The 13,358-nt window shown below is 68.6% G+C and carries 5 protein-coding genes and 1 pseudogene; 5 read left to right on the plus strand and 1 reads right to left on the minus strand.

All coding sequences use genetic code 11. The features are described 5' to 3' along the window. Positions 1–34: 34 nt before the first annotated feature. From IEY88_RS22120 to ctaD, 5 genes and pseudogenes are all read left to right on the plus strand, one after another. A pseudogene (locus IEY88_RS22120) lies at positions 35–4,294 on the plus strand (glycoside hydrolase family 2 TIM barrel-domain containing protein). A 65-nt stretch (positions 4,295–4,359) separates the two neighbouring features. Next, positions 4,360–5,166 (plus strand): slipin family protein, encoded by an 807-nt coding sequence (locus tag IEY88_RS22125; protein ID WP_189156723.1) that lies wholly within the window; start codon positions 4,360–4,362, stop codon positions 5,164–5,166. Between the two features lie 193 nt (positions 5,167–5,359). Continuing rightward, positions 5,360–9,256 (plus strand): AAA family ATPase, encoded by a 3,897-nt coding sequence (locus IEY88_RS22130; RefSeq protein WP_189156724.1) that lies wholly within the window; start codon positions 5,360–5,362, stop codon positions 9,254–9,256. Beyond that, the gene (locus IEY88_RS22135; RefSeq protein WP_189156725.1) at positions 9,257–10,582 is read left to right on the plus strand and encodes an esterase/lipase family protein; all 1,326 of its coding nucleotides are present in this window, start codon (positions 9,257–9,259) and stop codon (positions 10,580–10,582) included. A 38-nt stretch (positions 10,583–10,620) separates the two neighbouring features. Next, positions 10,621–12,381, plus strand: coding sequence for an aa3-type cytochrome oxidase subunit I (ctaD, locus tag IEY88_RS22140; protein ID WP_189156726.1), 1,761 nt, complete (start codon positions 10,621–10,623; stop codon positions 12,379–12,381). A gap of 65 nt (positions 12,382–12,446) precedes the next feature. Here the strand turns inward: ctaD and IEY88_RS22145 are convergent, their stop codons facing one another. Beyond that, positions 12,447–13,259, minus strand: a complete 813-nt coding sequence (locus IEY88_RS22145) for an SCO6745 family protein (protein ID WP_189156727.1) — start codon at positions 13,257–13,259, stop codon at positions 12,447–12,449. Positions 13,260–13,358 lie beyond the last annotated feature (99 nt).

Raw genomic sequence — 13,358 nt, forward strand, 5'->3', positions numbered from 1 at the left:
CGGCGTCACGCCGGCGCCCCTAGCTTCCGAAGGCATGCTTCGTGTCGTCGTAGCCACGGTGGTAGCGCTCTCACTCTCCCCGGCAACCGCACACGCCGAACCCCTGGACGTCTTGGCGTACCTGGAGAACCCCAGACTCACCGGCGAGCACCAGGAACCCCCGCACCCGGACCTGAAACCCGAACGCCGCCTGAGCCTCGACGGCGAGTGGCGCCTCAGGATGTTCGACAAGCCGCAGGACGTCCGCGACACCCCGGACGGATGGCGCACGGTCGAGGTGCCCCACACGTGGCAGACCGACTTCCTCGACCACCCGATGTTCCGCAACATCCCCACCGAGATGTACCCGGACGACCCGCCCAGGATCCCGCACGATGTCAACCCCACCGGCGTCTACGAGAAGACGTTCGACCTGCCCGCGGACTGGGACCGCACGCTGGTCCGCTTCGAGGGCGTGACCAGCGGATACTTCGTCTGGGTCAACGGCGCGTACGTCGGCTACGACCAGGGTGGCTACACGCCGGCGGAGTTCGACATCACCTCGAAGCTCAAGCCCGGCCGCAACACCCTGAAGGTCCAGGTCCACCGCTGGGGCTCCGGCTCGCACCTGGAGGACTACGACCAGTGGCGGTTCTCCGGCATCTTCCGCGAGGTCTGGCTCTACTCGACGCCGAGGACCTACCTCGCCGACGTGACGATCAAGACCGATCTGGACGCCCAGTACCGCGACGCCACGATCACCGCCGACGTAAAGATCGGCGGCCCTGCCGCGGGCCACACCGTCCGGACCAGGCTCTTCGACCCGCGAGGCCGTGAGGTCGCCGTCCAGGACGGCAGGGTCGCGAACCCGCTCAAGTGGACGGACGAGACGCCGAACGTCCACGAGCTCAGGATCGAGCTGATCAGGGACGGTCGCGTCGTCCAGACCGGCAGGCAGCCCGTCGGGTTCCGCGAGATCGAGATCGCCGACCGGCAACTGAAGATCAACGGCAAGCGCGTCGTCTTCCGCGGCACGAACCGGGCGGAGACGAGCGTCCGCGGCGGCCGCCACGTCACCCGCGCCGACCAGCAACAAGACGTCGAGCTGATGAAGCGGTTCAACATCAACGCCGTCCGCACCTCGCACTACCCGAGCGACCCGTACTTCTACGAGCTCGCGGACCGCAACGGCCTGATGATCGCCGACGAGGTCGACATCGAGACCCACCACCACGACGGCTGCCCGGCCAACTGCCTCGCCGAACGCCCTGAGTGGCAGGACGCGTTCCAGGACAGGTTCGTCGCGATGATGCAGCGCGACAAGAACCACCCGAGCGTCGTCATGTGGGACACGGGCAACGAGGCAGGCCTGGGCAAGGCGCACTACACGATGGCCGAGTACGCGCGGAAGAACGACACACGCCCGCTCTACCACCAGCCGAACGTGCCGGACGGCGACGCGCCGTTCGCGGACGTGGCCGGTCCGCGCTACCCGTCGCCCGCGAGCCTCGAAGCCAAGGCGAAGACCACCACCAAGCCGATCATCATGGGCGAGTACGCGCACGCCATGGGCAACAGCCTCGGCAACTTCAAGGAGTTCTGGGACGTCGTGCGCGCCTATCCGCAGGTGCAGGGCGGCTTCATCTGGGACTGGGCCGAGCAGAACATCGCCCTACCGCTCCACACCACACCTGACGACGCCAACGGCATCCTCTCGTACCTGTCCGGCAAACCGTCCCAGGTGGACGGACCGCACGGCAAAGCGTTGCGGCTCAGCGGGCTCGACGACTTCGTGGAGGTCTACCGCGACCGCAAGCTCGACGAGGTCACCGATGGCCTCACCCTGGACGCCTGGGTCAAGCCCGACACCTGGACCGGCGACTTCACCGTCATCTCCAAGGGCGACCACCAGTACGCGCTGAAGATGTCCAACGCGACGACGCTGGAGTTCTTCGTCCACAGCGGTACCTGGCGCACGGTCCGTGCGACGGTCCCGGCGGACTTCCAGGGCAACTGGCACCGCGTCACCGGCACGTTCGACGGCACGAGGCTGCGGTTGCTGATCGACGGCCGCGAGGTCGCGACGACGGACCACACCGGCACGGTCGACTGGTCGCACTGGCCGGTCAACATCGGCCGCAACGCCGAGACAATGCAGGAGAACGTGGGCACCCGCATGGCCCACGGCGCGATCGACCAGGTCCGGATCTACCACCGCGCGCTGACCGAGGCCGAACTCGCCGCCGATCCCGAGAAGACCGCCGTGCTGGCCCTCGACTTCGAGAAGCTGGAGGACAAGGGACGCAAGCAGTCCTACGGCGCCGGCACCGGTGGTGTCGACGGCGTGGTGTGGGCGGATCGCAGGCCGCAGCCGGAGACCACCGAACTGATGGCGGTCCACTCCCCCATCCGGTTCTCGTTCGCGGACAACAGGCTCACGACCGTCAGCGAACGCCAGTTCACCGGCACCGACGACCTCGAACTGCGCTGGCAGGTCCAGGACAACGGCCGCACCATCGCCCAGCACCGCGGCAGGCTGCGGCCGGGCACGACCACGTTGCCGGACTTCAGCGCCGAGACCGACCGTCACCTGACCGTCCGCGCGGTCGACCGGCAGGGCAACGACGTCGGCGTCGCCCAGTTCCCGCTGGGCGGCACGCAGATCGCCGGCCTGCACACGCCGTCCGCCCTGGGCAAGCTCACGACCACCGAGACCGGCGACGAGATCGTGGTGTCCGGCAAGGATTTCCGTTACGTCGTCAGCAAGACGTCCGGCACGCTCACCTCGATGCGCGTGCGGGGCGCCGAACTGCTCAAGACCGGCCCGGAGCTCGACGCGTGGCGCGCACCGCTGTCCAACGAGTTCATGAGCGAGGACGGTTCCTGGTACCGCAACGGCCTCGACCGCCTCAAGACCACGCCGTCGAGCGTCACGGTCACCCAGAACGCCGCTGACACGGTCATCACCGCGAAGTCCGCGGCCCAGGGGGTGCGGGACGCGTCGTTCGGCCAGACCTTCACCTACCGCGTCACCGGTGACGGTGAGATCAACGTGGGCCACCGGGTCGCCGCGCGGGACCGCATGCGCGACCTGAGCTACCTGCCCGGCATCGGTTTCACCCTCGAGGTTCCGGCGGACTACCAGAAGTTCACCTGGTACGGCCGCGGTCCGGGCGAGAACTACGACGACCGCAAGTCCGGCAACCCCATCGGTGTCTACCAGTCCACTGTGGATCGGGAGTTCAACGACTACTACAAGCCGTAGGACTACGGCAACCACGCGGACACGCGCTGGGCGACACTGTCCAACGGCCGTGCGGGCCTGCTCGTCGCGGGCGATCTCGACGTGCGGGTCTCGCAGTACGACGACCTAGACCGCGCCGCGTACCCGTTCGCTCTGAAGAAGAACGACGGCTGGACGACCCTGCACGCGGCGCATCGTGTGACAGGCGTCAGCGAGACGTTCCACGAGCCGTTGCCGCAGTACCAGGTGGAGGCGGGCAACGAGTATGCGTACTCCGTGCTGCTGCGCCCGCTCACGGCCGTGGAGGCGTCCACGGGCAAGCTCGGCAACCGGGTGGACTGCGCGCCCACCGCCGAACTGCGTGCCACCGACACCGTCCTCGAACCGGGCGAGCAGGTCGAGGCCGAACTGGTGGTGACGAAGCCCTGCCCCGGCACGACCACGGCCAGGCTGACCGCGCCCGAGCACTGGTCCGCCACGCCGGGCACGGTCGACCTCTCCGGCGGCAGCGCGAAGGTGACGATCAAGCGCGAGGGCGGGGACACCGGCACCCGCCCGGTCTTCGCGGAGATCAGCACGGGCAAGGCGACGTCCAGCCTGACCCGGGACTTCACCGCCACCCCGCGTCCTCCGCAGGGTGAAGCCCCGGTCTCCGCGCTGGAGTTCCTCGACGAACGCAACGGCTGGGGCCCGGTCGAACGCGACCGCAGCAACGGCGAGGCCCAGGCGGGCGACGGCAACCCGATGAGCATCCGGGGCGCCCGGTTCGATCATGGGGTCGGCGTGCACGCCGACTCGGAGTTCCAGGTCTACACCGGCGGCAGGTGCGGCACGCTGACCGCCACCATCGGTGTCGACGACGAGACGAACGGTGGCGGCAGCGTCCGGTTCGAGATCCTGAAAGACAGCCGATCGGTCTACCAAAGCCCAGTGCTGACGGGACAGAGCGCAGCCGTCCCCATCTCCGTGGACACGTCTGGAGCAACGGTGCTGACGTTCCGGGTGACGGACGGAGGTGACGGCAACGCCCACGACCACGCCGACTGGGCTAGCCCGGTCCTGAGCTGCTGAGAATTGTCAGACCCCAGGCGTACCGTTGGAGATCAAGGGCATTCGCCGCTGAAAGGCGGGGTCTCATGGTCTTCTTCGAAATCCTCGGCGGGCTGGTCGCGCTCGGAGGCCTCGGTCTCGCGATGAGCGCCAAAGTGATCAAGCAGTACGAACAGGGCCTGGTGTTCCGGTTCGGCAAGCTGCGGCAGGGCGTGCGCGGGCCAGGGCTGACGATGCTGGTTCCCGGGGTCGACCAACTCCGGAAGGTGAACCTGCAGATCGTCACCCTGCCCGTGCCCGCGCAGGACGGCATCACGCGCGACAACGTCACCGTGCGCGTCGACGCCGTCGTGTACTTCAAGGTGCAGGACCCGGCGAAGGCCGTCATCAACGTCGAGGACTACCGGTTCGCGATGTTGCAGGTGGCGCAGACGTCGCTGCGGTCGATCATCGGCAAGAGCGAGCTGGACGACCTGCTGTCCAACCGCGAGCGCCTCAACCAGGGCCTGGAGCTGATGATCGACACCCCCGCGCTGGAGTGGGGCATCGACATAGACCGCGTGGAGATCAAGGACGTGGCGTTGCCGGAGAGCATGAAGCGCTCGATGTCGCGCCAGGCCGAGGCCGAACGCGAACGCCGCGCCCGAATCATCACCGCGGACGGCGAGCTGCAGGCGTCCAAGAAGCTTTCCGAGGCCGCCGGGACCATGGAGTCCACGCCCGGCGCGCTCCAGTTGCGGCTGCTGCAGACCATCGTGGAGGTGGCGGCGGAGAAGAACTCGACGCTGGTGCTGCCGTTCCCGGTGGAGCTGCTGAGGTTCCTGGAGAAGAACACGAACCTGGAGCTGCCGAAGGAGTCGCCGGACTCGACGGAGCCGAACGACCGGTCATGACGCCCTGAGTGGCGGCCACGCGACACACGCCGGCTCCAACGCGCCACCGGTCGCGGCGCGCTGCCCCGGCGGCCTGGACACCGCACCGCACCCCTGCGCGTGCGCCCCGGCCCACATCCCGGCTACGCCATGTGAGTTAAGCGCCGTAACGCCCCTTCACCACAGGCGACGTCTGGACAGGGGGTAGTGACGCATGCAGGAGAGGGTCAGAGGCAGGTTCGTCGGCATCGGCGTCGGCTCCTACGAGCTGGTGCAGCCGCTGCAGCACGCCGTGAGCGACGTGCGGGAGCTGCGCGCGCTGCTCAAGGGCTACGACGGCGAACCCCTGGCCGACCCGGCCGAGGCCGACATCCGGGCGCACATGAAGGCCCTGCGCCAGAAACCGCAGGACGGCGGCGCGCTGGTGGCGTTGTGGAGCGGGCACGCGATCCCCGTCGCGGGCAACCTCAGGCTCCTGGCCAGGGACAACGACGGCGCGGTCGACGGCATCATGCTGCACGAGTTCGCGCTGTGGTGTGCGGCGTCGGGTGCGCACCAGGTGCTCATCATCGTCGACGCCTGCTACTCGGGCGCCCAGCTCGACGAGGCCGTCCGCACGGTCGCCGCCACCCAGGAGGAGCTGCTGGCGGGCCAAGTGCACTGGGCGGGTGTGCTGGTGTCGTGTTCGAGCGTCGAAACAGCCCGTGACGGCCTGTTCGGCGGGAAGCTGCGCAAGCTGCTGCGTGCGGGTCCCACGGCCGATGAGGATGCACGGCGGTGGAGTGACCGCATCGCGTTGGTCGACGGCGGTGCGGTCGGTACGGCGTTGCTGAACGCGTGGGACAGCGACGTCCAACGGCCGCGCTTCATGCAGTACGGGTCCGCTCAGCCGATGCTGCCGAACCCCCTCTACGCCGCGAACACGGTCGTGAAGCACCTTTTGCTCGCGGCTCGCGGTGGCGACTCCACGGACAACAGGTCGTGGTTCACCGGCCGCACCGCCCAGGTCGACAAGGTCGTGAGCTGGGTGAGGTCCGGGGTCGCCGGCCTGCGGGTGGTCACCGGGTCGCCGGGCACCGGCAAGTCCGCGGTCGTCGGCCGAGTCGTCAGCCTGTCCAACCCGGCCGAGCGCGACCTGCTGCTGACCGCCGGGCCGCCGTTCCGCCACGCGGACCCCGGTCCCTGCTCGGTCGACGCGGCCGTGCACGCCCGCGCGATGGACGCGGCCCGCGTGGCCGACCTGCTGAGCCGCCAGCTCGTCAGCGCGGGCCTGATCCCCGAACCCGACGGTCCACGGCGGGGTGCGGCCGAGCTGGTCGGTGTGGTCAGCGCGCTGGCGGAGCCTCCGGTGCTGGTCGTCGACGGTCTGGACGAGGCGCGCGGTGAGTCGTTCTCGATCGCCACGTCGCTGCTGACCAAGCTCGCGAGCCACGCGGTCGTGATCGTCTCGACCCGCCAGGCGCACCGGGTCGCGGGTGGCGCTCCCCTGCTGACCGAGCTGTCGCCGGTCGAGGTGCTGAACCTCGACGACACCGGCAGCGAGACCGACGTCCGCGAGTACGTGATGGCGCGCCTGGGCCCCACGGCGAAGCAGTCCACCGTGGACGAGCTGGCGAAGCTGCCGTTCCTGACCGCGTGGATGGTCACGGACCAGGTGCTGGCCGACGGCGGTGCGGACCTCAAGCTGTCGCTGGACGCGGCGTTCGACCGTGAGCTGGAGAAGGTGCCTTCTGCCCGTGCGCTGCTGACGGCGTTGACGTGGAGCTACGGCGCGGGGTTCCCCGAGGCCGAGTGGATGGCCGTGGCGCAGGCGTTGACCGGCGAGGAGTTCACCCGTGACGACATCACGGCCGTGCTCACCGAACTGGGCCGTCACGTCGTGCAGGACGGTGAGGAGGGCACGGCGGTCTTCAAGCTGACGCACCAGACGTTCGCGGACCACCTGCGGCCGCCGTTCGCACCGAGCCGGGACGAGGTGTTCGCGCCGGACGCCGAGAAGGTGGCGTGCGCGCTGATCGAGCTGTACCGGCAGCGGATGGAGGCCGGTGTGCCGCCGGACGTGCCGGGCTACCTGTGGAAGTACGCGTGGCGGCACTGCGGGCACGCGGGTACGCGGGCGCTGGACGGGTTGCGCGCACTCGCGGTGATGAACCGGATGTTGTTGCCGGACATCGCACTCGCGGCCACGACGGCAGCCAGCGAACTGATGCACTGGGGTCGAGGCGACGAGGCCATCGCACCGCTCGAAGAGGCCGCGGAGCACTTCCGCGCTCTCGTGCCGGCACTGCGGATGTACCTGGCGGACCTGGCTTTCGTGCTGAACAAGCTCGGCCGGCGGTTCCGCGAGGCCGGACGTCTCCAGCAGGCCGTGGCACCCGCCGAAGAGGCCGCTGTGCGGTACCGCGAGCTGGTGGCGTCGACTCCGACGACGGCGGAAAGCCTTACGCACAAACGGCTTGCACAACGCATCGCGAAGACGACGACGCACGGCGGTGACAACCCGACGTACGCGGCGCACCTCAGTGGGGCGTTGGTGGATCTGAGCGAGGTCTACGCGATGTTGGGACGTAGGCAGGACGCGCTGTCCACGGCGCGTGACGCCGTTGCGGCCGTGGACACCGATGCACCGCTTGCGCGCGCGATCATCTGTCTCGCCGCACGGTGCAGCGACTCTGGTCTGCGCTATGAGGCCATGCAACGGTCGAAGCTCGCGGTCGAGCTCTACTACTCGCTGGCGCAGACGAACCCGGTGTTCCTCGCGGACCTGGTCAGCGCGCTGGTGGAGCTGAGCCGCGACTACCTGGCGCTGGGCCGGCTCTCCGACGCCGACAGCATGACCCGGCAGGCCGCGGAGATCAGCGGCACGCTCGGCCGGCACGCCGCGTTCCGGCCCCAGCTCGCCGACGCGGCGCTGAGCCTGAGCGTCGCGTACAGCATGGTCACGCGCACGGACGCGGCGTTGAACACCGCCCGGCAGGCCGCTGACCTCGCCGACGGGCTGCCGGTGCACGGTCAGGCGCTGCACAACCTGATGCGCCGCCAGCGCGACGCCGACAAGCCCCGCGAGGCGCTCGCCACCGGCCTGCGGACCGTCGAGGTGTGCCTGCTGCCGGAGAACACGGACCGCCTGTCGACGCTGGCGGCGGCCTTGTTCACGCTCGACACGGTCTGCGCGGGGCTCGAGCAGCCCGAGATCGTCGACGAGACCTGGGAACGGGTGACGGCGCGGTTCAACGGCCCCCACCTCGCGACGCTGCTGATGCTGCGGGCGGCGGCCACGAGGGCCGGCGACCCGGCGGCGGCGAAGTGGCTGTGCCAGGCGCTCACGCACGTCGGCCAGTCGCGTCAGGCGATCCACGACGTGCACGACATCGCGCGCCGCCACCACGACTCGGGTCCGTGGCCGTGGGACACCACGCCGGATTGGCTCTCGGTCGACCGTGCGTTGTTGCGGACCGCACGCTCATGGGTGTTCGCACGCTCCTATGCCGAGGAACGCACGATCCTGCTCGCACACCCCGAGTTGTTGTCCACGGACGCGGATGTCGCTGTCACGGAGGCGTTGTACGGCACAAGCCTGATCGAGGCGCAGGTCATCCAGGCGCGCCGGGCGACCGCGCAGCAGCAAGGCGTCGTGCTCGCCTATCGGCCGTGGCTGCTCGCGAGTCTCGCGGACGAGTTCGTGGACGCGACGCCCGCACGTCGTCGTGAACTGCTCGCCACGCGCCGGGAGGAGTTGCTGGACAAGGAAGTGCTGAAGAACGTCCGCGACAACCGGCCCGTGCACGCGTTGCTGCTGCTGGCCGACGAGGACGCCGACGTGCTCGACCTCGTGCTGGACGCCGTCGACGACCCTGCGCGCGTGACCGAGATCCTGCGCGGACTTGCCGCCGGTGCGTCACCTCAAGCGCTGACGCAGGCCGTCACGGCGTTGGAGCCGCACGCGTTGGCGGCGCTGTACAAGGTGGTCGCGCGCGCTCGGGCCGGCGACCAGCGTCTGGCGTTGCCCGCGGCCGGTCAACGGCTGGCGTGGATCCACGAGCTGACCTATTTGGTGCCCGCGAACCTCGCGCTGCTCTCCCTCATCCGCAAGCTCGCCGAGGAGTCCTAGATGAGCGACCTGGTCGTCGTCCTGCCCGGCATTCTCGGCAGCACGTTGCGCAACTCCGACGGCATGGTGTGGGAGGTGTCCGGCAAGGCCGCGTTGCGCGCGGTGCTGACGCTCGGCCGCAGCCTGCACAGGTTGAAGCTCCCGGCCGGCATCGGCGACGAGCACCCCGGCGACGGAGTCGAGCCCGTCGGGCTGATGGCGGACCTGCACGTCCTCCCGGGCATCTGGACGCCGCTGAAGGGCTACGACCGGGTGACGCGCAGGATGAACTCGCTCGGCTACACCGTCGAGAAGGGCAACCTGCTGCTTTTCGCCTATGACTGGCGGCTGTCGAACCGCTACAACGGCGCGTTGCTGGCGCGGCGGGTGGACGAGATGCTCGACCGCATCGGACCGGACGCCAAAGTCAGCTTCGTGTGCCATTCGATGGGCGGGCTGGTCGCTCGGTGGTGCATCGAGCAGTGCGGGATGGCCGAGCGGACAGCGAAGCTGATCACGATGGGCACGCCGTACCGCGGCGCCGCCGCGGCGTTGGACCAGCTGGTCAACGGCGTGCGCAAGGGGCTCGGGCCGTTGGCGGTCGACCTGACGGAGTTCGCGCGGTCGATGCCGTCGCTGCACCAGCTGCTGCCCGAGTACGCGTGCATCGAGTCTCCCGGCGGTCTGCTCAAGACCACTGAGGTGTCGTTGCCCGAGCTCGACACGAAGATGGTCTCGGACGCGATGGCGTTCCACGGCGCGTTGACCGACTCGTTCGCCGACAAGACGTACGCGATCCTCGGCGGTAAGCAGCCCACGGCCACCACAGCACGTGTCGCGGACGGCAAGGTCACCTGTTATCGGACATATGAGGGCGACGACCTGTATGGCGATGCGACCGTGCCGATGCTCGGGGCCGCGCGCCGTGGCCTGGCGTTGGACTCGAACACGCTGCACCGCGTGACGGAGCAGCACACGTCGTTGCAGGACAACGCCGCCGTGCTGGACGCCGTGGAGTCGTTCCTGACCGCGAAACCCATCGTCCCGCGCAACGTCGTCACGACCGAGCCCCAGGTGACCGTGCCGGACCTGGCGCTGACCGGGGAGACGCTGGAGGTCACCGTCGAGCTGAAGGACACCCCGGCGCGGGCGTTGAAGGTGGCGGTGGTCGACGAGAACGGCAAACAGGTCGAATCGCGCAGTCCGGCGATCTCCGAGAGGATGTCGATCAGATTCGGTGAATTGGCCCCCGGCGCCTACTACGTGCAGGTCAGCGGCATCTCCGTAGGCGCTCCGGTGGCTCCGGTGACCAGTGCGGTGCTCGTCGTGGATTGCCCCTCGGTCTGACCGGGAGGACGATTCACCTCTGGCACGGAGGAGGCGCGATGACCACGATCAAGCCAACGCCCGTAGTCCCCCATCCGGGGGCGGCGCGCGCACGGCCGAAGGGCTCGTTCTTCCTGCAGCTGTTCAAGACGACGGATCCCAAGCAGATCGGGATCATGTACCTGACCACGTCGTTCGTGTTCTTCCTGATCGGCGGCGTGATGGCGCTGCTGATGCGCGGCGAGCTGGCGCGGCCGGGCCTGCAGTTCCTGTCGAACGAGCAGTACAACCAGCTGTTCACCATGCACGGCACGATCATGCTGCTGCTGTACGCGACGCCGATCCTCTTCGGTTTCGCGAACTACATCCTGCCGCTGCAGATCGGCTCGCCGGACGTCGCGTTCCCGCGCCTGAACGCCTTCTCGTACTGGCTGTACCTGTTCGGCGCCATCATCACCGTCTCGGGGTTCGTGACGCCGGGCGGCGCGGCGGACTTCGGCTGGTTCGCCTACACCCCGCTGTCGTCGGCCGTGCACTCGCCGGGCGTCGGCGCGGACCTGTGGATCATGGGCCTGGCGATCTCCGGTCTGGGCACGATCCTCGGCGCGGTCAACATGATCACCACCGTCGTGTGCCTGCGGGCGCCGGGCATGACGATGTTCCGGATGCCGGTGTTCACCTGGAACATCCTCGTGACGGCCGTGCTGATCCTCCTGGCGTTCCCGATCCTCACGGCCGCTTTGATGGGCCTGGCGGCGGACCGGCACCTCGGGGCGCACGTGTTCGACCCGGCCAACGGCGGCGTGATCCTGTGGCAACACCTGTTCTGGTTCTTCGGCCATCCCGAGGTGTACATCGTCGCGTTGCCGTTCTTCGGGATCGTGACGGAGATCTTCCCAGTGTTCAGCCGCAAACCGTTGTTCGGTTACAAGGGTTTGGTGTTCGCCACTCTCGCGATCGCCATGCTGTCCGTGGCCGTGTGGGCGCACCACATGTACGCGACGGGTGCGGTGCTGCTGCCGTTCTTCGCGCTGATGACGTTCCTCATCGCGGTGCCGACGGGCATCAAGTTCTTCAACTGGATCGGCACGATGTGGAAGGGGCAGCTGACGTTCGAGACGCCGATGCTGTTCTCGATCGGCTTCCTCGTGACGTTCCTCTTCGGTGGCCTCACCGGCATCTTGCTGGCCTCGCCCGCGGTCGACTTCCACGTGTCCGACACGTACTTCGTGGTGGCGCACTTCCACTACGTGCTGTTCGGCACGATCGTGTTCGCCACCTACGCGGGCATCTACTTCTGGTTCCCGAAGATGACCGGGCGGATGCTCGACGAACCGTTGGGCAAGCTGCACTTCTGGACGACGTTCTTCGGATTCCACGGCACGTTCCTCGTGCAGCACTGGCTGGGGAACGAGGGCATGCCACGCCGTTACGCCGACTACCTTCCCTCGGACGGCTTCACGTTCCTCAACACGTTGTCGACCATCGGCGCGTTCCTGCTCGGCGCGTCCGTGCTCCCGTTCGTGTGGAACGTGTTCCGCTCCTACCGCTACGGCGACCCGGCTCCGGACGACGACCCGTGGGGCTACGGCAACTCGCTGGAGTGGGCCACGACCTCACCCCCGCCGCGGCACAACTTCAAGGAACTGCCGCGGATCCGTTCGGAGCGTCCGGCGTTCGAGCTGCACTACCCGCACATGGTGGAGCGGATGCGCGACGAGGCACACTTCTCGCTGACCCATCCCGGCAAGCACCGGGCGGGCAAGGACGAGGCCACCGAAAAGGCGCTCGCGTCGACCGAACGGGACGGCGTGGACTAGCTCTCATGCCGGAGTCCGGCCCGCCTGCCGCAGACCGGACTCCGCTCTTCGCTCTTCGCTCTTCGCTAGCGGCGGCCGGGGCTCATCCCTGCGTCGACCACGGCCTTGCTCAACGGCGCGGCCAGCTCGACGAACCGCTGCTTCTCCTGGTCGGACAGGACGTCGTAGGCCGGCGCGGCCATGTGGTCCGTGTCGTCCTCGATGCCCTGCCGCAGCTCGCGCCCCTTCTCCGTGAGCAGCTGGTCCTCGCCCACAAGCCCACGCGCCTGCAGGTCCTGGACCGTCGCCGCCCACTGCTCCTCGGACCACGCACGCGTCTTGCGCAGCACATCAGCCGGATAGTCACCCGTCGCGACGTGCAGCACCAACGCCTCGATACCAGTCACGTTGTGCCGCAAGAGAGCAGCAAGGTGCCCGTCACCCCGGAACTCACGCAACAACGTCTGCGCGTGGAACAGCTGCAGCCGAGGCTCGTCCGGCCACGGCAACGCAGCGTGCGCGGCGAACAACGGACGTCCGTGCAACATGTCCTTGGACCGCTCGGCCGCACGCCGCGCCAGTTCGTTGATCTCCTTGAGGTCGTCCGGCAACACCTTCGCGAGCGCCTCGTCCGCCGCCTCCCAGCGCAGCTCCAGCATGCGCTCGGGCGACACCTTCTCCCACGCCTGCGGGATGCGCGCCCGCACGATCGCGGGGTTGAAGTTGTAGAACGTCGCGATCACGACCTCGGCCCCGACCGCCCCCAGCGCCGCGGCCCGCGACGCGAAGTAGCCGCCGGCCCGGTCGAGCCCGGCACTCGCGTACCGCTGCTCCGCCTCGGGAGAGAAGTAGATCATTCCGTGCACGGCCTCGAGCGAGCGAAACAGAGTCCTGATCATGCCTACAACCTAGAACGTCCAGGCTCGTAAGTCAGCCGCCGGTCCCGCTTCCGCAGTCCGGCCACTCGGTGCCGTCGCGCTCCGTCGTGTGCCACTCCC

It is taken from the genome of Lentzea pudingi, assembly GCF_014646255.1.
Classification (GTDB): domain Bacteria; phylum Actinomycetota; class Actinomycetes; order Mycobacteriales; family Pseudonocardiaceae; genus Lentzea; species Lentzea pudingi.

Excerpts from the sequence above, each read along its gene's own strand:
- IEY88_RS22125 (WP_189156723.1), top strand. The coding sequence starts at position 4,360 with ATGGTCTTCTTCGAAATCCTCGGCGGGCTGGTCGCGCTCGGAGGCCTC.
- IEY88_RS22130 (WP_189156724.1), top strand. The coding sequence starts at position 5,360 with ATGCAGGAGAGGGTCAGAGGCAGGTTCGTCGGCATCGGCGTCGGCTCC.
- IEY88_RS22135 (WP_189156725.1), top strand. The coding sequence starts at position 9,257 with ATGAGCGACCTGGTCGTCGTCCTGCCCGGCATTCTCGGCAGCACGTTG.
- ctaD (WP_189156726.1), top strand. The coding sequence starts at position 10,621 with ATGACCACGATCAAGCCAACGCCCGTAGTCCCCCATCCGGGGGCGGCG.
- IEY88_RS22145 (WP_189156727.1), bottom strand. The coding sequence starts at position 13,259 with ATGATCAGGACTCTGTTTCGCTCGCTCGAGGCCGTGCACGGAATGATC.